This is a genomic window from Paenibacillus wynnii (assembly GCF_030812855.1).
Lineage (GTDB): Bacteria > Bacillota > Bacilli > Paenibacillales > Paenibacillaceae > Paenibacillus_AQ > Paenibacillus_AQ wynnii_A.
Window position 1 is genome coordinate 253,975 of record NZ_JAUSTK010000004.1, and the last position, 18,887, is coordinate 272,861.

Below are 18,887 nucleotides of genomic sequence, written 5' to 3' on the forward strand. Positions count from 1 at the left end.
AGTTACCTTATGTTAGAAATACGTTTTGTTCAGCGCTATAAGGATTCCTGGTGTCTTTATAATAGCCTGACATGCCAATCGATAGCCTTCTTCCAATTCCTCAGGATCAAGGCGTCTCTCTTCAGCTTTGGTTGGTGCTTCCAGAAGCTCTGCTCCGGCCTCCATATAACAACGACAGCGTGCACATGTCCCGCGTGTACACAAGTTTTGCCAATCCACTCCGTGCTTTAAGGCATGCTCCAACAGCGTACTGCCCTGCTGAGGCAGAACCTCTTTGGTTATGCTTTTCCCCTTTAATATTAATAATGAGTCCATTTCCGCCCCCTTTCAGCATGGCCTGTTGTCTCTTGTAAGGGCTCACATAATGGAAGCCACTCCGCCTAAAAAGCCGATGATCATCGTTAGAAACGCAACCACGGACAGAACTGCTCTGATCAGACCTTTAGTCTTACTGCGTGCAAAAGTAATTAGAAAAACGGATAATCCCATAATCAGAATAGCGATCAGGGACAACCACATTTTTGTCATTGGATCCATGGCTAATTCTCCCCCATCAGCTGCATTTTAATGGAACCATTATATCATGACCCCATTCTAATTTCCTTTATAGGATAATTAAAAAAAGAACAAAAGCTACCGGCTATTTTCGCCTGGTTCTTTTGTTCTTGTCTTGAAATCAATGCAGCTATTTTTTAAGCATCATTTTCATTAACGCTTCCATGGTTCCTGAACTGGCGCCGCCTTTTTTGACAGCATTGATAATATCCTGCACAGTATCTTCACTGACAGGTACCTTAGCCATTGATGACACCTGTTTGATTAACTGGCGGAGCTGGGCTTCATTTTGCATCGTCCCCGGCTTGACCGTACTGGCCAGCTTTTTGACGGCGCCTTCCGTAATATTCTTGCCCGCTTTTTTATTAATGGCGTTCAATGCATCCTTGGAAAAATTCTTACTCACTTTTCATCCCTCCTCCGTCAATCCCCACTAACAACATATGAGAATTTCCGGTAAAAGGTGAAAGAGCTTAGGAATGCCATTGCTCCCAGGTTTCTTGAGAAATAGCTTCCATCTCTGCTTTCCGATCTCGCCCCATTAACGACTCCACGGCACTCCGCGGACTTCTGTCTTTAAAAAGAACATGATAGATTTGATCGGTAATCGGCATCTGCACGCCCAATTTGGCCGAAATCGCGTAAGCTGCCTGCGTTGTACGAATCCCTTCCACAACCATTCCCATGGATTCCAGAACCTCCGGAAGCGGCATTCCCTTTCCAAGCATGGACCCGGCACGCCAATTACGGCTGTGTTGACTAGTTGCCGTAACGACAAGGTCACCTATACCCGCCAGCCCGGCAAAGGTCAATGGGTTCGCTCCCATCTCAACTCCTACACGGGATATTTCTGCCAGTCCTCTTGTAAGTAATGCGGCTTTCGCGTTATCACCAAATCCAAGCCCGTCCGAAAGGCCTGCTCCGAGGGCAATGATATTTTTGAGCGCTCCGGCAAGTTCCACACCAATGAGGTCACGATTCGTATAGACTCGGAAATCATTGTTGATGAACAGTTCTTGTGCTGCAGCTGCTGCTTTATCGTCTGGTGAGGCGACGACAACGGTTGTCGGACAGTGGCGGACAACCTCCTCTGCGTGACTAGGACCAGAGAGCACCACAACGTTCGCCTCAGCTATGCCAAGCTCCTCGGATATTACTGTCGACATGCGCTTCATGGATTCTGTCTCAAACCCTTTGGTCGCATGCACACACAGCATATCTTCCTTCCAATATTGCTTCAGACTATGAGCTACCTGACGCATTCCTGATGAAGGCGCAACAATAACTACTGCCTTTGAGCCGACTACTGCAGTTTCCATATCGGTGGTTGCAATAATGTTAGAGGGGAGAATATTCCCCGGCAGATAATGCTCATTGGTATGAGATTTATTAATCTCGGCCGCCTGTTCAGGATTACGCGTCCACAGATAAACCTCCGAATGATTGGCCGCCAGCACGCTTGCCAGCGCAGTTCCCCAGCTACCCGCAACCAGTACGGTGACTTTATCAGACAACGCGATCCCCCCCTTTAGCTTTGGAGCCAATTTTATTCTCACGACCCTCAAATATCTTCACAATATTAGTACGGTGCCGCCAAAATGCGAAGAGTGCTATTGTAATACATGTCCAGAGCACGGGCTGCGTAAAATCGGTCATCAAAAGAATAACTGGAGCTAGAACCACAAATATCAATGAACCAAGCGATACATAGCGAGTTATAAAAATGCTTGCAATGGCGATGATTCCTGCGATCAGAGCAGGCCAAAAACAAAGCGTAACCAAGACGCCGATCGTAGTAGCAATGCCTTTGCCACCACGGAAATTGAAGTATATAGGCCAATTATGGCCAATTATGGCGGCGATCCCGCAGATAACGGCTACCCACGTTCCCCAACCGCCAATCCAAGTCCCGAGCCAGACTGCAGCAATTCCCTTCAGAACATCCAGAAGCAGCACTGCTATCGCAGGTCCTTTACCCAGAACCCGCAGCGTATTCGTAGCCCCGGCATTCCCGCTTCCGTACTGACGGATGTCAATTCCTTTCAGAAGCTTGGCGAGCAATACACTAAAGCTTACGGAGCCAAGCAAATAGCTTACAACGATGACCAGAAATTCAAGTGCCACACTGATTCTCCCCTAACTTTCGTCGGATTTGCGCCGTGTAAAGATACGGATTGGCGTTCCTTCAAAATTAAACGCTGCGCGGATTTTGTTCTCCAAATAGCGCTCATAGGAGAAGTGCATCAGCGAAGGATCGTTTACGAACACCACTATAGTAGGCGGTTTTACCGCAACTTGCGTTACATAGTTAATGCGCAAGCGTCGGCCTTTGTCCGTTGGAGGAGGATTAATGGCCACAGCATCGGATACAACATCATTTACCAAATGTGTCGTAATGCGCAGTGAATGCTGCTGAGCTACATGTTGAACGACCGGGAGCAGTTTTTGTAAACGCTGCTTGGTCAAAGCCGATAAGAAGACAACTGGGGCATAGCTCATAAACAAGAAATGGTCACGGATATTCTTCTCAAAATTCTGCATGGTTTTATCATCTTTTTCGATGACATCCCATTTGTTCACAACAAATATCGCTGCTTTTCCGGCCTCATGTGAATAACCAGCAATATGTTTGTCCTGATCAATAATGCCTTCTTCGCCGTTGATGACAACGAGTACAACATCAGCACGTTCAATAGCACGCATAGCCCGCATTACACTATATTTCTCTACAGACTCATACACCTTGCCGCGTTTACGCATCCCAGCAGTATCGATAAGGACATAACGCTGTCCGTCTTTTTCGAAGGGAGTATCAATCGCATCACGTGTCGTTCCTGCAACTTCACTAACGATAACACGATCTTCACCCAGAATTGCGTTAACTAGAGAAGATTTGCCTACATTCGGACGCCCGATTAAGGCAACGCGAATAACATCTTCATCATATTCATCTTCTGTAAGCTCCGGAAGGCGCTCAGTTACTGCGTCAAGTAAATCACCTAGACCGGTGCCATGGCTTCCTGAAACACCAATAGGATCCCCAAACCCCAGACTGTAGAACTCATAAATTTCGTCAGTACGCTTCATATTGTCCACTTTATTAATGGCAAGTACTATTGGCTTTCCTGATCGGAACAAGAGCTGTGCTACCTCTTCATCCGAATTCGTAAGTCCACTCTTAGCGTCGCACATAAATACGATGACATCAGCTTCCTCAATCGCCAGCTCTGCTTGAGCACGAATCGATTTCAGAATCGTATCATCACCGTCAATTTCAATACCTCCGGTATCAATTACACTGAATGATTTACCGTTCCAGTCTGTAATACCGTATATCCGGTCACGTGTAATGCCCGGTTTATCCTCTACAATGGCTACTCTTTCACCGATCAGCCGATTAAAAATCGTCGATTTTCCGACGTTAGGCCTCCCAACGATTGCCACAACGGGTCTTGCCATATCCATTCCTCCTGTCTTCCTATACGTTACTCATCATAGCAAAAAACAATAAAATTGGCTAACGCTCAGAAGCACCAATCTCACCATCTCTTTATTATTCCCGATTAAGAGACCCTAAAAACACAATCGGCGAACCCCCGTAGTCGAGGGTTCGCCGATTACTTTACCCGGTAAGACTCAAAATATAAGAACTCATAAGTTTAACCCTATATAGTATCCTTATATTTTTGCAGAAACGAATCCCTTCCCTTAAGGATGGAAAGCCGTTTCTCTTAGGTTAAGGGATTAGTTGTTACCCTTAAATTTGTCCAGCTTATCGCCAAAACGCTCAGCAAGTGTAAAGCTAAGGCCTTCGTTGCTTAACGATACGTTAGGGTTGTTAAGAACTTCTTTAGGACCTCTATCTCTGTTACTGTTGCTGCTTCTTTCTGGTCTAGCCGAAGGAGCAGGAGCTTCTTCAGTTTCTTTAATGCTAAGGCTCACGCGTTTTTCCGAAGGGTTGAAGTCAAGTACTTTCACTTGTACTTCTTGTCCTTCTTTCAACACTTCATGCGGAGTGCCGATATGTTTGTGAGAGATTTGGGAGATATGCACAAGACCTTCAACACCCGGAAGCAATTCAACGAATGCACCGAAGTTAACAAGGCGTTTAACTTCACCTGTAACAATATCACCAATCTTGATTGATTCACCGGCAGAATCCCAAGGGCCTGGGGCAGCAGCTTTGATACTCAGGCTGATTTTGCCCTTCTCAGGATCAACTTTAAGTACTTTAACGCGAACTTTATCTCCTTCAGATACAACATCAGAAGGTTTCTCTACATGGTTCCAAGCAATCTCGGATACGTGAACGAGGCCATCAACACCGCCAACATCTACGAATGCGCCGAATTGAGTCAAACGCTGTACAGTTCCTTCGATAATTTGACCTTCGGAAAGCTCAGCCATAATTTTGATCTTATTAGCTTCAAATTCCTCTTCAAGAACTTCTTTAGCGGAGAGGATAACTTTGCTGTTCTCACGATCCAATTCTTTCACTTTAACGCGCAAAGTACGTCCTTTGTAATCACTAAAGTCTTCAACGAAATGACGTTCAACCATGGATGCTGGAATAAATCCACGAGCGCCAACGTCAGCTACTAGACCGCCCTTAACTACGTCAGCCACAGTAACTTCAAAAGTTTCTTGGGAAGCAAAATATTTCTCAAGATCTTCCCATGATTTTTCGCTGTCAATCGCACGTTTGGAGAGCACTAGGCTTTCCTTGTTATCGTTGATGCTGACAACTTTGCATTCTACTTCTTGTCCAACTTCTACTGCTTCCGCAGCGTTGTCCAATTGTACGGATGACAATTCGCGAATCGGAATTACGCCGTCGTATTTATATCCAATGCTTACATAAGCTTGGTTATCTTCGATTTTGACGATCGTTCCTTTCACGGTGTCGCCCTTTTTCACGGAAATGATAACTTCCAAATCCTCTTGGCTCGCTTCTTCATTACCGGTAACAGCTTCTGTAGTTCCGTTGTTCTCTTCTACCACAGCGGATTCAACAGTTTCTGTCGTTTCTGCGTTCTCGTTGTTCTCAACGTTATCCGCAGATTCCTGATTTCTAATTTCCTCAGACATGTGATTACCCTCCTCGATTCAAAACCCCATTTATTTAAACCCGCGTAGAGCAGAGTTCAAAACAATCATCAATACTTGAGAGAAAGCATAAAACCCGACTATCTCTATGAATAGTATGTTCTAAAATATAACGGCTATGCCGTTTTACCTCTTGCAGACGGTATATGTGCCAGTTCAGTTACTTTCGGCTTGGCTTACCTGTTTCAAGCATTTCACGGATCCTGCCCATAATTACATCAGTTACAGCTTCCAGCGAGTCACTGCCGGCACCTGCAAATTCACTGAGGTCTATTGGAGCCCCGTAGATGATAGTCATCCTCCGAAATAATTTATAACGCCCGATTATGGCCGCCGGAACAACAGCAGCACCACTTCGAAGAGCAAAACTTGCTGCACCCTTCTTGGCAGATCCCACATCGGAGTTACGAGTACCTTCGGGGAAGATTCCCATGACATTACCGCTACGCAGCGTATTAAGAGCCGTTTTAATGGATTCTTTGCTAACGCCCTCACGTTTAACAGGAAACGCGCCAACTTGTCTAGCGAGCCAACCAATCACAGGAACCTTGAAAATTTCCGCCTTGGCCATGTACTTCACATGACGTTCCAGCTTAATCCCCATAGTAAAAGGATCTAGCAGACTGATGTGGTTCGCACAGAGCAATACTCCACCCTCTTTGGGCACATTTTCTCTTCCCACCACTTTCAAGGGGAAGCAAATGGCGTAAATGAAGCGCAGTAATCCTCGGCAAATAACATAAATCATAGATGATTTCTCTCCCCGTCAACATGAGATCTGCAATGGGACACAATGGCTTCAACAACTTGATGGATATCCATAGACGTCGTATCTAGAAGAATTGCATCTTCTGCACGGCGCAACGGTGAAATTTCCCGACTTTCATCAAGTCGGTCCCGCTGGGCAATATCCTTCTCTAACTGTTGTAGACTCACTGCTTCCGCGTCTCTCAATTCCTTATAACGGCGGAGCGCCCGCTCTTCTACACTTGCCGTCATGAATATTTTCACTTCGGCATCAGGCAATACAGTTGTTCCGATGTCGCGGCCATCCATAACGACTCCCTTACGGAGCGCCATCTGACGCTGCAGGTGGCTGAGTCTGGATCTAACACCTTCGATTTTCGAATACTGCGACACCAAGCCGTTGACCTGAAGGCTGCGAATATGCGGCGTTACATCCTCCCCATTAATCAACACCTTCTGCACATCTTTCTCCGGTATTAATTCAATCACCATATTGTGTACCCTTTGACACACTTTATCGTAATCTTCCGAAGATATGCCCTCCCGAATCATATACCAGGTAATTGCCCGGTACATAGCTCCCGTATCGACATAAATATAAGATAGCTTCTGTGCTACCAATCGGGCAACAGTACTCTTGCCTGCCCCGGCAGGTCCGTCGATGGCGACGTTAATTCTGTCGTAAATGTGTGTACCCTGCCTATCCAACGGGGCATTCCTCCTCAAACACTCTTTCATAAGAAAAGCGTCGAACCGCATAAAGCGATGATTTCTTCTTGTCATAACACAAGACACACATTTGTGCACACTTATTGATATTATCAAGAAAAAAGCAGGCATTGCCTGCGACTTATAAAATTATACCACAGTTTGTACTTCAGTGCAAAATGGCACAGCGTAAAAAAAGGATATAAATATAGCTTTACCGGTTACGAAAATCAAACTGGCGCTCAAAACAGAAACGGATAATTTTTTGCCGTTCGCCATCAGAAATGGAAGAAAATTTTAACATAGCCAGGTTCTTTCCACTCTCCAAAGGTTTAATTCTAACAACCTCACCTTCGAAAAAAACATGCTCGTTCGATCCGTTACGGTACGGAACAAGCAGCCAGCAGCTTAGCTTAAGACCTACTTCGAGCTTGATGTTGCTATCTGTAAGGAAGGAAGTTCCTCCACCGCCAACATCATCGGTCCGAACAAGAAACCGAATCCCGTTCTCCGACTTTGCAGCAAGCTCCAGTTCAGCATTCACGCGTAAAAAACTGCGTCTTTGTACCTTGAAAATGGATTCTTCCGCAGGTTTATTTATCCGTATCATTCGAATCACGTCTTCTTTAAAACCGATTACATGAGTGTAGAAATAATTCTTAATTCCACCCTCGCTTACAAAGTAAACGGATAGTTCGTCTCCCATAAATAATTTTTTAAGCCTTCCGCCTTTTTCCTGAATGGGAATTTCAATCAAAAAGGCATGATCTTCCGTCTCGGCAATTCTAGATTTGTATTCGATTTCTGCTTCTTCAGCGTCACTGGAAGCGATTTGAATATATAGATAATCACTAATTTTAGGATACAAATCTGTCACCACCACTTATGTAATAAGATATTTAATAAATATTATAGCATGCTGTTTTGAAAGTCGGGGAGAAAATACAACTTATAGATCCTTAAAAGTATTTACTAATTTTTTAACCGACCTCATTCCACAATTTTTCTTCTAGTTCATAACTTGCATGTGTGGGATTTCCTATTACACCTGTTGTTGAATATTTACTAAAATCCAAATTAGGGTCGTCCCACTCCGGTTCTGAACTGTGGGGATTCTTTATTTTATCAACCCGTATGTCTTCTGGATGTTTATATAATGTGATAGAAGTTGTGAAGCTGTCGGCATGCCCGCCTTCTATTGAAGGATCGCTGCAACGGCACCAGACCTCATGAAAAGGATGTGATATATTCAATACCTCTGATCTATTTTCATACTCAGCATTAAACTTTGTAACCACTTTATCCAATTGATGACCTCCACATCCACGCCAGAGGATCAATTTTCTAAATCCTTGGTCAGACAGTGATTTTAGAATCGAATATATGAATTCTTATACAACTCTTGAGGAATATGGATATACCCGCTCCCAAAGTTTATATGTTCAGGTGTAGGTCCAAAGGGCCTGCAGGCAAAACCAGTGAATTCACCCCGTAATTTACAGTTAATTGTTCTGATACTTCATCCATTAACTCTTCTGCAAACCAAGTATCGAAATCCACGGTGGCATGAGGTCCCTGCTGTTCTGTACATCCGGTAGGGATAATAGCCATGTATCCTTCTTCTGCTTTTTGCTTGATTTCCACATAAGTACATTTGCTAAACTTCATCTTTTCCCCCTGCTAATGTTATTGATGACTCTATTTTACCAAATTCAAGGATCTTGTTGTAAAAAAAGCTGCCCCCGTAAAACTTTGGGACAGCCTTTTGTATATTAAACCCGTAATCCGGGTATTTATCTATCCTGTGCTCCTGAAGAGGTCCTGATTTCCTCTACCGTTTCTTCATGTCCATCCGCCGCATTCAAATATATTCGGTATTGTGATCCGTTGATTTTACCGCCGAATTCATAGGTCAGAACTTCTTCACTATCTTCATTCTCAATCCATGCAAGACGATTATAGAGTTCCTTAAATTCAGTATTCAGGATCTTTCTCGCCTCAGCAACACTTAGAGCAGGTTTGGGAATCACACGCTTCTCTTGATGCTCATTCTCGTAGTCACTGGCTTGGAATCCGGTAACTTCCCCTGTATCAAGACCTACACGAATAGTTATCTTCTCAGGGTAGATCAGCACACTGTCCTGGGAAGTTACAAAGGTTAAATTACCCAAATTATCAAAACGGTCTGCACGTACAGCTGTCATATTGGGATATCCCTTTTGATTCAAAAACTGCTCCGCTTTTGAGACCGCATTTGTCATGGATACCTTGGCAGGGCCGACTTCACGGTTATCACTATAAGAAATCAGATGCCCACCCCTTGTGGTAAAGTCCATAGTAATAGGCACTGCTGCATTGGATCCCGATACAGTTGCTGTATAAGAAGCCCATTCAGTACCTATTCCATTTCCCTTTACATCAACTTGGGCTCCATTACCCGCATCAGCGAATTTGGCAGCCTTTGCTCTAATTTCATCAGGTGTAACGAGAGAACCCCCGTGTTTCTTAACAGATCTTTTATCATAAATACTGGCTACTGACGGTCCGTAGTCCAATTCCGGATACGCGGATACTCTTTTATCAACAGTCTTAAATCCATCGATAATCGTATTGTCTTTTACCTCTTCTTCAGATGCCAGAGCAGATTCAACATCCATCCATCGTAGCCGGTTTTGAATGACTTTGTTCTGAACTTCCTGAAGATCCTTGGAAATTTCACCTGAGCTTTTGTAGAGAGCTTTTAGATTATTCAGTTCCCCATCCGTTAGTGGCTTTTTAGTAAAATCCCGGATTGCAGCTTTATAAGAAAAATTGGAGATCTTGGAGAGAAACTCTTCCGTCTGACTGAAAGGCAACAGAGTAAGAGGCAGTTGATTAATCTCGTTCTGCGCCTCACTCGTCAGTCTCCATACATTAACCAATCCTTTGCGGTGCATCCCGGTAGAAGCCGAGTTTACGGCCAAGGTATTACCGAGTTCACCATGCAACCGTTCAACATGATAGGATAAATCATGGAATGCCCGTTGATACTGGTTCTCTGCCTTAATCAGAATCGAATTCTTCTCCTGATTCTCTTGATAACCCCATACTAGTGCTCCTATCAGCAGCAGCGTGGTCAGCGGGAACATTATAGCACTCAGTCTTTTATACATAGGGCTGCAAAACTCCTTTCTATTGCTAATTGTCGTTAGTTTGACAATAATCAAGGAGTCTTATTCACAAATATCCCCACGAAGATTCCACAAGATGTGTTAAGCGCGCTCTTCAATTTGAAAACCGCTGCTATTACTGCACAGACACTGCTTAAAGCCTGTTTGAATGATTCCCTCTTCTTTGATTCCTCTTAAAATATAGGTTTCCCCGCACTGTTTACAAACAATACGAACTTTTACACGCAAAAAAAGACACCTTCCTCCTGACTGGAATTCCTCACTTTCGGAACTACCCTTCAGATGTAAGTGTGTCCATCTCAATTACAGGTTAACCTCTTCTTCCCGATTCAAAAAGCGAAAAGGTGAGCGGTTATTCGCCTTAGTTACTTTCCCCATACCTCCATACCACAATACGGCCATTAAAGGGATAATAAACCAAATCCAATAGTTAGCTGTTGTACTGAGAATAAAATCGTATATCCCATGCCACAACCACGGCAGCAGCAGCGATATAAGTAAAATACTGCGGGTTCTGACCCCTTGCGAGAATTTGGCCCTGCCCATGTGATAACCCATTATAATCCCGAACATAGCATGTCCTGAAACAGGCAGCAGTGCCCGTAGGAACATGGCGCCAATTGAAGCGTGGCTATACCAAGCGTACATCACATTCTCTATAGTTGCGAAGCCGAGCGAAATCGCCACAGCATATAGTATCCCATCATATGGCTCGTCAAATTCTGTATGATTGTATATCATGTGATACAGCACAAACCACTTCAAACATTCTTCCACACCAGCGGAAATTAAAAAAGAATTCACATAAGGACCGCCATTAAGACCCAACACAAGGCCTCTCTGTATAATCATTACTGGAAAAACAATCAAAAGTCCAAGTAAAAAAACCTTAACAACCATGTGGAGCGGCTCTTGATCATATTTGTCTTTCAAATAAAAATAGGTCAGCAGAGCCAGTCCCGGTGCTACTGCTGACGTAATAACCGATAACACAAGCACCGAATAACCTCCCTGCACCCAGGCGGTCTAATACAGCCTAAGTAACATAATATGATCTGAAACCTAACCCGGACTGGAGAGCCCTCCAATCCAGGTAAAGATTACTTATTCCTGACGCTTAAAATGAGTGCATAGCAGTTGTATCGCATTCTCCGCCATAACCGTCTTACCGTATTCGTCCAGCACCGCTTCAGTTACTGAAGACGATTCCGCAAACTCTGACAGTACGGCAATAAGTCCAAGCAGAACAGGTTCCTCAAATTCCTTCGGATCGAAATACAGGAACCATTTATCATTATAAGAATACAGTTTTCCTTCGGAAGTAATATTGCCGATGAGCACATGAGCCGCTTCAATCAGTACTTCAAAATCGCGGAATGCGTACATAATGGAGTCGCTTTGTTCAAGGGTAACTTCCATTTCGTAAATCTCTTCTGGCAATTCCTCTTCCCCGGACAGACCGTACTGATGGTGATCATATTTTCCCCGGGTCACTATAACGACCATACCTTGCGCGGGCAAAGCGAACACTTCCACGGCAAGAGGACCAGTGGCATCAAATCCAAGTTCACTGTAAGCCTGGTCCATCATTTCCGTAAACAGGTCGTGTACCTTCGGAACTTCTTGCCACATGTCTTCCTTCTGGATGCCCCGCTCGCTCAGGTCGTCAAAAGTGAGGAAAATCCGTATCTTATCTTGACTTAATCGCTCTATTCTCATGACAGGATCCTCCTTTTGCAAGCTCAATTTATTATAATGTATGATGAGTCCTGAGTAATGAGCCAAAAATGGTTACTATGTATGTATGTTATCATTTCACCGCCATAAATGCACGAAAATAAATATACAAAAAAAGAATCATTCTGGAGATATATGCATCCCCAAAATGATTCTGCAGGAGCTTTTTGAGGTTACAAACCCGATATAGTTGTATGGGTTTCTTTGAGAATCTTTTCCACTTCATGTTTTACATCAGGGTTGCTGCGGATGAAATCCTTAAGCATGTCTAAATTCGCTTCCTTTGACTTAATGGGAGAATACTGTTCAGTACTGCCGGTAGTTTGTGATGCGATTCCTTGTGAATTGCTTGATGTGTTGATAGATGTATTACCTGCTGTATCGCTTGCTGACGTGCTTCCAAAGCCAGTCATAGCCATTTCCATGATTTTGTCCTTTGCCTTTTCAGCGGCTCCACCCATGGAACCCTTCGATTGACCAGAAGAGGACATCATTGAAGTCCGCTTTTTGCGCATATACATGCTGGCAGCTACACCAACTACCACTCCGCACAGAAATGTCGAAGATTTCATATCTCTAACCTCCTTGTATGGTAAAATCATGACTAGTGTTCGCGGAAAGATTCCGACTCATACAGTCTAATAAAAGGAAAGTGAGATGAAATAGGTGGGTAAACAGACAGCAGTGCTTCTTCTAGCTGCTTTTCTACTGGTTTCGTGCAGTAATTCTAACGGAAACAGCAAGAATACAGTTCAGGAGTCCAACCTACAGCCCACGGCGGCTGCAACAGAGGGGGCAACAACGCCCGCTATATCAGAAAATACAAAGCCTGAGCTCAGCCCTTCACCAGAGCCTAGTCCTACAGAGGCAGCGCCAGCATCCCCAAGCCCTCATACCGCCGGGAATGAGGATACCGACACCGGAAACACAGCGGAAATCCCTCTTCTCTACCACATGAACAAAAATTATGACCTCATTCCCAACGAAGCAGGTACTCCTAAAAAAGTAGTACTGCTTACCTTTGATGATGGGCCGAAAGATGCCAAATTAATCAATCCTATGATGGATGTTCTGGACAAACACAAGGCTAAAGCCATATTCTTCGTAAATGGCTATCGAGTTAAAGAGCATCCGGAACTGCTAAAGCTCATATATGACCGAGGTGGAATTATTGGGAACCATAGTTGGGATCACATCATCCTGAAAGATAAACCCTATGCCACTGTTAAGAAACAGCTTGAGGATGTACAAAATATTGTGAAAGAAATAACAGGGGACGCACCTCATTTCTTTCGCCCACCACATGGTGCAGGCGGCGATGTAGGGCGGAAGGTAGCAGCAGAGAACGAAATGCTTTATATGACTTGGTCTGTAGGTTCCCTTGATTGGGAGATGAAAGAAAGTGAATCAGGTAAAACCGAAAAATTGATCAAAAATATCACAGATCAACTGCATTCCGGAAGCAATATTCTTATGCATGAGCTTCCTTGGACTGTTGAAGGTCTGGATGCATTGCTTAGCACCCTAGAGGGTAAAGGCTATAGCTTTATAGACCCCCGCAGTATTGAATTGAAGATGCGCTGATCCGGGTTCAGGCTGTGGTTCCCCGGCGCAAGGTTAAGATATGCATTTGTGCCGGGCTCCCCCAACGAAGCGGCAGATGAGAAGTCCCGAATCCCCGGCTGATCAGTACCTGGGCAAAAGACTTCCCACCGTCATCCTTAGGCCATTTGAACCTTCCGGCATCATAGGTATGGTAGAAGGTTTCAATATGCCTCCGGCCGATTAGAGGAAGAATAATTTGGCCCCCATGCGTATGACCTGCCAAGACGAGGTCTGCCGGCAAAGTAGCGCACTGTGAAAGCCATAATGGATCATGTACAAGAATAATACGACACGGTTGATCCGTATCACTGAACGGCAGCGGCGGCAGAGGAGCGTAAGCGATTTTGCCGCCGTTTTTTGGATAATCCAGCCCAGTCAGCCAAAGTGTAGCCTCCCGTCGCTCAATTGCTTCATTTTCGTTTACAAGCAATCGTACTCCATTACCCCGAAGAATATTATCCACGATCGGGGTATTTGCTCTATAATCATGATTCCCATGTACAGCATATACAGGTGCGATAGAGGCAAGAAGCGCCATGTTGTCGGCAAGCCGTTCCAAAGGACTATTTTTCTCCGTTATATCACCGCCTACAAACACAGCATCGACACGGTTCTTTAACCGGGATAACTCCACCGATGGAAGTCGGCGGCGATGAATGTCCGTAATAAACAAAATTCGAAACCCGTCAAAGGGCAATGGAAGTGAATCCAATACTATTTCCTCGGCAATAATGCTCTTCCCAAAAGCTTGCGCGAACATATATCCCAGCATCCCCGTAAACAACACAATCAAGCTGGCAATAAGAACGTACAAGCCCCCTACCACAGCAAAGTCCTCAGCTTCGGTGCGCCCTCAATACCCCACCATAGGAGAGATATGAGCAAGATTACAAACAGAACAATTAGAGAATTGACAAACATTTTGCTAAGTCTTACCCGTTCCGAAGTATACGTCTGTGATCGTGATGGTGTAGCTTCTCCGTTCTGGGCAGTTTTCTCCTCATCTTTTACAGACGTATTCGCTTGCGATTGAGATTTAAGTCGACTTGCTCTAGTCAATGCACCGGAGGAGGATTCCAGCAGCTTTGGGGTTTCTTCTGGCGATTGTTTTTCTTTTTTTACCTTGACAACGGGTAGTACCTCACTCTTATACTGCTTCTTACGGGATTTCACCCGACTAAGTTCGTCACTCATGACTCCCTCCTATAGCGAATCACCAGGCCTGAGAACAGGTCTATGAAGAAATGACATACAATCGGGGCCCAAAGACTCCCGGAAAGGATATAAGTGTATCCCAGACCATAACTGCTTAAGAAAACCCAACCGGTAGGTATCCAGTGACGCAAATACCGAACATGAATAACAGCGAATAGAATACTAGTCCAATAGGGTCCGAATGCATACTGCATCGCGCCACGAAACAAAAATTCCTCACATACGGAAACTACAACCGCAATTAAGAAGATATGCCAAACGGGACGTTTTCGGAACAGAAGATCATTGATTCCCCCGTCATCCATGGTATCTTCAGGGACAATGAATGACAGCAAAAAGTCTACTACCAGCATAATTCCCGCAAGACCGAGTCCCCATGCCACAAAATGTCCACTGTCTGGAAAATTTAATACCTGAAAAGGATTTCTTTTCTGAAATAAAATCCAGATCAAACCGATAATTAATGTAAGCCCCTGTGTAATATAGAGATTCAGCAAAAGCAAACGTTCTGTTAATTGCTGCGGGGTTGCCCTTTTCAGTTTGATATCGCCAAATTTGAATTTTTTCATCATAACCTGCCTGTTCTATATTTGTTTATTCTCCAGTTAGTACATAACCATATCACCCATAGAAAAAGGAGCACTTACTTATGAACAGCCGTACTTCACGCACCCAAATGCTATACACACTTGGTTTGTTATTTTTCCTGATATCCGCATTTGCCGCCTTTTTTACAGGTGTGAAGGTAGGAGCTGATAAAACGGAAGACAAGTATGACCATTTGAACAGTATTAAAGAAACAGAGGAATACTCGGGTTCTTATCAACAACAAGATCTAGTCACTTTCTATCATAACGTATTTTTACCTTACCGGGAATTCAAACGGGATTGGAACAGTAAGGTTGAGAAGCTGGCACGCAGCAACGATCCCCGTGAGAACAATGCTATTCTCAAAGACCTTGGCATTCTCGCGGACCAGCAGTACAAGAAGGTTAACCAGGACTCCATTTTCAGCAATTCACCTTTGCTGCAGCAATCCCAACTCAATATTCTGAAAAGTCTAACCCTGTTCTCTCAAGCTTCAGACAAGGTGGTAGCGGGTTCTGGAGGCTTAGAGACAGCCAAGGTGCTGAAGAGCAACAGCTTTACATCAAGCGCAATCAAATATGGACTCCTTGCCCAAAAAAATTTCTATGACTCTATGCTCAAGTGGGGTGCCAAAAGCAACAGCAAAATTTCGGGTGAACTCGGAGAATTGAAAACTCTTAATTTTATAGAGTGGAAGAAGATGCCCCTGCTCTCTAAAAATGCTACGATTGCCAATATGATGTTAAATCACAATATCTATGCCGGATATGATCCGCAGGATATTACTGCAAAAATGGACGACCTAATCTATTCCGGTACCGCCAGCAGTCTTAAACTTAAAGATGTTCAGACTTCTGTGACACTGCTTATCTCTACTGGTGCTGTACAGCAGAACGATTTCATCAAATGGCGGGAACAATATTACGGAAAGGAAACCCTGCCCCAGCTTCCTTTCTTCTCTGAGTAAGACCGGTTATTGCATCATAACGAAAAATGAAGTCCACTTCAAGATGACTCCCTTATTGGGGTAAGCCAATGAATAACCTATTGACATCTCTGGCACCACCATGTTACATTATGAAAAATTAATCACGCAAAACCGATGATAGAACAAAGATTCTGAAGGTCTTCAGAGAGCCGGTGGTTGGTGTAAACCGGTGGCGGACAGATATCTTTAGCACTCTTGAGATATTGTATCGAACTTAAAGTAGGTACAATCGGATCATCTCCGTTACCAGTGTGGCCTTTACAGGCCAATGAGGCTGTGATTTAATTTCACAGTGAATTAGGGTGGTACCACGACGACTCTCGTCCCTTACTATGGCATTAGTATGGGGTGAGGGTCTTTTTTGTACCCTAAATCTATAAAAAAAGAGTTTTTATAGGCTAAAGTCCGACTTTCGGACCCGGCACACCTTCGTTCTTTTGCGCGACACCGCGTTGCACCGCCGTTTAAATGTTTTATGCATGCTGCTACTGCGTATGATAACTACAGGTACTGTGGAGCGCCTTTTCCGGGCATCCTCAACATATTATGCTTTTTAACTTTAAGGAGGAATAGAAACCATGTTTAAAGTATTAGTATCGGATCCTATCAGTGATTTGGGTATTCAGAAGTTGATGGACGCACAGGATGTAACAGTAGAGAAGAAAACAGGACTTAGTGAAGATGAACTTATTGCCATTATTGGTGAATATGACGGTCTTCTCGTACGCAGTCAAACAACGGTTACAGAAAGAATTATTGATGCCGGCACTAACCTGAAGGTTATTGGCCGCGCTGGTGTTGGTGTGGACAATATTAATCTTGAAGCAGCAACTAAGCGGGGTATTGTAGTTATTAACGCACCAGATGGTAATACAATCACTACTTGTGAGCATGCTTTCGCTATGATGATGGCTTTGGCCCGTCACATCCCGCAAGCATATGCCAAAACGATCAAAGGAACTTGGGACAGAAAAACCTTCCTGGGTGTCGAACTTCGCGGCAAAACATTGGGCGTACTGGGCATGGGTCGGATCGGCAGCGAGGTCGCTAAACGGGCTAAAGCCTTCGGAATGGATATTCTTGCTTACGATCCCTTCCTGACAGCAGACCGTGCAGAAAAGATGGAAGTAAAGCTTGCCTCTGTTGATGACATTGTACGCGGAGCAGACTTCATTACAGTACACACACCGCTTACTCCGGAAACTCGCCATATGATTTCCCGTCCACAGTTCGAGGTTATGAAAAAGGGCATGCGCATCATCAACTGTGCACGCGGCGGTGTTATTGATGAACTGGCGATGGTTGAAGCCATCGACAGCGGTATTGTAGCTGGAGCCGCATTTGATGTATTTGAGAAGGAGCCGCCGCAAGCGGATCACCCATTCCTCTCACATCCACAAATTATTGTCACTCCGCATCTGGGCGCATCCACTGTAGAAGCACAAGAGAACGTAGCGATTGATGTCTCGGAACAAGTACTGCACATTCTGCGGAACGAACCATTTATCAATGCCGTTAATATTCCTCCGGTTGCTCCTAGTGTAATGAACAGACTGCAGCCATATTTCAACCTTGGAGAAAAGCTCGGAAGCTTTGTAACTCAAATTACAAATGCTGCCATCCGTGAAATTCATGTTGAATATGCCGGAGACCTCGCTGATGTGGATACGCAGCCGCTTACTCGTTATATTGTAAAAGGTGTGCTCTCCCGTCACTTTGCCGGAGATGTAAATATAGTAAATTCGATGCATTTGGCGAAAACTCGCGATGTCAACGTTGTAGTTACCAAAGCGTCGAAAACAAAGGGCTTCACCAATCTTCTAACGGTTACATTGAAGACTGAGAATGATGAGGAACATCTGGTTGCAGGAACGCTTCTTCAAGGTTATGGAGAACGAATTGTACAATTGAATAAATTCCCTGTGGATATCGCACCTGAAGGTCACCAAATCGTTGTTTCCCATAACGATAAACCTGGTATCATCGGTTTGGTAGGTACGCTTCTGGGACAGAACGATGTTAACATCGGATCCATGCAGGTGGGCCGTAAAATCGTCGGTGGTGCCGCAATCATGCTTCTCACTGTTGACAGAGCGGTTCCAGAGGAAGTGCTTGTCAAATTGGCCGGCTTGTCGGAAATCAACTCAGCTGAAGAAGTTATTCTGCTGTAGTTCCCTTTAATCTGTAAAGAAATAAGCTTCTGCATCAAGGGGTGTCCCGTAAGCCAAGAAATGGCTGCTGGGGCATCCCTTGTTTTTGGAGTCGGATAGACGTTGCGCTTGTAAGGACGCTCCGCGACCGGACCGTTGCTCCAATCGCTGCCCAGTCCAGATTTTATTTATTCCCCTTAGTCGTGAAAATCCGGACACAGCTTACTAGAGTAAAGGACTGGTGTGTGGCCAGCCCCTCCTCATCAAACCGTACGTGAGGTTTTCCCTCATACGGCTTTCCGATGTTCGTCACTCATG

Annotated in this window: 23 protein-coding genes and 1 other annotated feature; of the genes, 3 read left to right on the top strand and 20 right to left on the bottom strand. The window is 44.5% G+C overall.

The window, feature by feature from the left end; translation table 11 throughout:
• Positions 1–12 precede the first annotated feature (12 nt).
• The 17 genes from J2T20_RS06540 to J2T20_RS06620 all read right to left on the bottom strand — a co-directional run bounded on the left by J2T20_RS06540 (position 13) and on the right by J2T20_RS06620 (position 12,595).
• A complete protein-coding gene (locus J2T20_RS06540) occupies positions 13–315 on the bottom strand; it encodes a 2Fe-2S iron-sulfur cluster-binding protein (RefSeq protein WP_307586734.1) in 303 nt (100 codons plus the stop codon).
• 42 nt (positions 316–357) lie between these two features.
• On the bottom strand, positions 358–537 hold the full coding sequence (locus J2T20_RS06545) for a DUF2768 family protein (protein WP_307586736.1): 180 nt from the start codon (positions 535–537) through the stop codon (positions 358–360).
• 148 nt (positions 538–685) lie between these two features.
• Complete coding sequence (locus tag J2T20_RS06550; protein WP_307586738.1) at positions 686–961, bottom strand: stage VI sporulation protein F; 276 nt, start codon at positions 959–961, stop codon at positions 686–688.
• Positions 962–1,028: 67 nt separating this feature from the next.
• Positions 1,029–2,069 carry an NAD(P)H-dependent glycerol-3-phosphate dehydrogenase gene (locus tag J2T20_RS06555; protein ID WP_307586740.1) on the bottom strand — a complete coding sequence of 347 codons (1,041 nt, stop codon included), beginning with the start codon at positions 2,067–2,069 and terminating at the stop codon, positions 1,029–1,031.
• Positions 2,062–2,679 carry a glycerol-3-phosphate 1-O-acyltransferase PlsY gene (gene plsY / locus J2T20_RS06560; protein ID WP_307586742.1) on the bottom strand — a complete coding sequence of 206 codons (618 nt, stop codon included), beginning with the start codon at positions 2,677–2,679 and terminating at the stop codon, positions 2,062–2,064. The genes J2T20_RS06555 and plsY overlap by 8 nt, the downstream gene beginning before the upstream one ends.
• A gap of 12 nt (positions 2,680–2,691) precedes the next feature.
• On the bottom strand, positions 2,692–4,014 hold the full coding sequence (gene der, locus J2T20_RS06565; protein WP_307586744.1) for a ribosome biogenesis GTPase Der: 1,323 nt from the start codon (positions 4,012–4,014) through the stop codon (positions 2,692–2,694).
• A 285-nt stretch (positions 4,015–4,299) separates the two neighbouring features.
• Positions 4,300–5,643, bottom strand: a complete 1,344-nt coding sequence (gene rpsA, locus J2T20_RS06570) for a 30S ribosomal protein S1 (RefSeq protein ID WP_307586746.1) — start codon at positions 5,641–5,643, stop codon at positions 4,300–4,302.
• Positions 5,644–5,821: 178 nt separating this feature from the next.
• Positions 5,822–6,409 carry a lysophospholipid acyltransferase family protein gene (locus J2T20_RS06575; RefSeq protein WP_307586747.1) on the bottom strand — a complete coding sequence of 196 codons (588 nt, stop codon included), beginning with the start codon at positions 6,407–6,409 and terminating at the stop codon, positions 5,822–5,824.
• Complete coding sequence (cmk, locus tag J2T20_RS06580) at positions 6,406–7,116, bottom strand: (d)CMP kinase (RefSeq protein ID WP_307586750.1); 711 nt, start codon at positions 7,114–7,116, stop codon at positions 6,406–6,408. Before cmk ends, J2T20_RS06575 begins: the two co-directional genes overlap by 4 nt.
• A 214-nt stretch (positions 7,117–7,330) precedes the next feature.
• A complete protein-coding gene (locus J2T20_RS06585) occupies positions 7,331–7,984 on the bottom strand; it encodes a flagellar brake protein (protein WP_307586752.1) in 654 nt (217 codons plus the stop codon).
• 112 nt (positions 7,985–8,096) lie between these two features.
• Positions 8,097–8,501 (bottom strand): creatininase family protein, encoded by a 405-nt coding sequence (locus J2T20_RS06590; RefSeq protein ID WP_307586781.1) that lies wholly within the window; start codon positions 8,499–8,501, stop codon positions 8,097–8,099.
• Positions 8,502–8,550: 49 nt separating this feature from the next.
• Positions 8,551–8,784 (bottom strand): creatininase family protein, encoded by a 234-nt coding sequence (locus J2T20_RS06595; RefSeq protein WP_307586753.1) that lies wholly within the window; start codon positions 8,782–8,784, stop codon positions 8,551–8,553.
• A gap of 125 nt (positions 8,785–8,909) precedes the next feature.
• Positions 8,910–10,268 (bottom strand): germination protein YpeB, encoded by a 1,359-nt coding sequence (gene ypeB / locus J2T20_RS06600; protein ID WP_307586754.1) that lies wholly within the window; start codon positions 10,266–10,268, stop codon positions 8,910–8,912.
• A 99-nt stretch (positions 10,269–10,367) separates the two neighbouring features.
• The gene (locus tag J2T20_RS06605; RefSeq protein WP_307586756.1) at positions 10,368–10,514 is read right to left on the bottom strand and encodes a hypothetical protein; all 147 of its coding nucleotides are present in this window, start codon (positions 10,512–10,514) and stop codon (positions 10,368–10,370) included.
• Positions 10,515–10,589: 75 nt separating this feature from the next.
• Positions 10,590–11,285, bottom strand: a complete 696-nt coding sequence (gene prsW / locus J2T20_RS06610) for a glutamic-type intramembrane protease PrsW (protein ID WP_307586757.1) — start codon at positions 11,283–11,285, stop codon at positions 10,590–10,592.
• Between the two features lie 105 nt (positions 11,286–11,390).
• Complete coding sequence (locus J2T20_RS06615) at positions 11,391–12,005, bottom strand: genetic competence negative regulator (RefSeq protein WP_307586759.1); 615 nt, start codon at positions 12,003–12,005, stop codon at positions 11,391–11,393.
• A gap of 191 nt (positions 12,006–12,196) precedes the next feature.
• Entirely contained in the window at positions 12,197–12,595 is a 399-nt protein-coding gene (locus J2T20_RS06620; protein ID WP_307586761.1) for a hypothetical protein, read from the bottom strand.
• Positions 12,596–12,689: 94 nt separating this feature from the next.
• Here J2T20_RS06620 and J2T20_RS06625 point away from each other — a divergent pair, with 94 nt between their 5' ends.
• Complete coding sequence (locus J2T20_RS06625; RefSeq protein WP_307586763.1) at positions 12,690–13,607, top strand: polysaccharide deacetylase family protein; 918 nt, start codon at positions 12,690–12,692, stop codon at positions 13,605–13,607.
• A 7-nt stretch (positions 13,608–13,614) separates the two neighbouring features.
• On the opposite strand, the gene J2T20_RS06630 is transcribed toward J2T20_RS06625, so the two are convergent.
• The 3 genes from J2T20_RS06630 to J2T20_RS06640 are packed head-to-tail and all read right to left on the bottom strand — an operon-like array spanning position 13,615 to position 15,412.
• The gene (locus tag J2T20_RS06630; protein WP_307586764.1) at positions 13,615–14,442 is read right to left on the bottom strand and encodes a metallophosphoesterase; all 828 of its coding nucleotides are present in this window, start codon (positions 14,440–14,442) and stop codon (positions 13,615–13,617) included.
• 5 nt (positions 14,443–14,447) lie between these two features.
• Positions 14,448–14,822 (bottom strand): hypothetical protein, encoded by a 375-nt coding sequence (locus tag J2T20_RS06635; protein WP_307586766.1) that lies wholly within the window; start codon positions 14,820–14,822, stop codon positions 14,448–14,450.
• Positions 14,819–15,412, bottom strand: coding sequence for a CPBP family intramembrane glutamic endopeptidase (locus J2T20_RS06640; protein ID WP_307586783.1), 594 nt, complete (start codon positions 15,410–15,412; stop codon positions 14,819–14,821). The genes J2T20_RS06635 and J2T20_RS06640 overlap by 4 nt, the downstream gene beginning before the upstream one ends.
• A gap of 80 nt (positions 15,413–15,492) precedes the next feature.
• Between J2T20_RS06640 and J2T20_RS06645 the strand changes: the two genes are divergently transcribed.
• Entirely contained in the window at positions 15,493–16,398 is a 906-nt protein-coding gene (locus J2T20_RS06645) for a hypothetical protein (protein WP_307586768.1), read from the top strand.
• Between the two features lie 126 nt (positions 16,399–16,524).
• Positions 16,525–16,750: a binding site (T-box leader), on the top strand.
• Positions 16,751–16,997: 247 nt separating this feature from the next.
• Positions 16,998–18,590, top strand: a complete 1,593-nt coding sequence (serA, locus tag J2T20_RS06650; RefSeq protein ID WP_307586770.1) for a phosphoglycerate dehydrogenase — start codon at positions 16,998–17,000, stop codon at positions 18,588–18,590.
• Positions 18,591–18,887 lie beyond the last annotated feature (297 nt).

Bases quoted from the DNA above. Each gene is read 5' to 3' on its own strand.
- J2T20_RS06540 (WP_307586734.1), bottom strand. From the start codon at position 315: ATGGACTCATTATTAATATTAAAGGGGAAAAGCATAACCAAAGAGGTT.
- J2T20_RS06545 (WP_307586736.1), bottom strand. From the start codon at position 537: ATGGATCCAATGACAAAAATGTGGTTGTCCCTGATCGCTATTCTGATT.
- der (WP_307586744.1), bottom strand. From the start codon at position 4,014: ATGGCAAGACCCGTTGTGGCAATCGTTGGGAGGCCTAACGTCGGAAAA.
- rpsA (WP_307586746.1), bottom strand. From the start codon at position 5,643: ATGTCTGAGGAAATTAGAAATCAGGAATCTGCGGATAACGTTGAGAAC.
- J2T20_RS06575 (WP_307586747.1), bottom strand. From the start codon at position 6,409: ATGATTTATGTTATTTGCCGAGGATTACTGCGCTTCATTTACGCCATT.
- J2T20_RS06595 (WP_307586753.1), bottom strand. From the start codon at position 8,784: ATGAAGTTTAGCAAATGTACTTATGTGGAAATCAAGCAAAAAGCAGAA.
- ypeB (WP_307586754.1), bottom strand. From the start codon at position 10,268: ATGTATAAAAGACTGAGTGCTATAATGTTCCCGCTGACCACGCTGCTG.
- J2T20_RS06615 (WP_307586759.1), bottom strand. From the start codon at position 12,005: ATGAGAATAGAGCGATTAAGTCAAGATAAGATACGGATTTTCCTCACT.
- J2T20_RS06620 (WP_307586761.1), bottom strand. From the start codon at position 12,595: ATGAAATCTTCGACATTTCTGTGCGGAGTGGTAGTTGGTGTAGCTGCC.
- J2T20_RS06635 (WP_307586766.1), bottom strand. From the start codon at position 14,822: ATGAGTGACGAACTTAGTCGGGTGAAATCCCGTAAGAAGCAGTATAAG.
- J2T20_RS06640 (WP_307586783.1), bottom strand. From the start codon at position 15,412: ATGAAAAAATTCAAATTTGGCGATATCAAACTGAAAAGGGCAACCCCG.
- J2T20_RS06645 (WP_307586768.1), top strand. From the start codon at position 15,493: ATGAACAGCCGTACTTCACGCACCCAAATGCTATACACACTTGGTTTG.
- serA (WP_307586770.1), top strand. From the start codon at position 16,998: ATGTTTAAAGTATTAGTATCGGATCCTATCAGTGATTTGGGTATTCAG.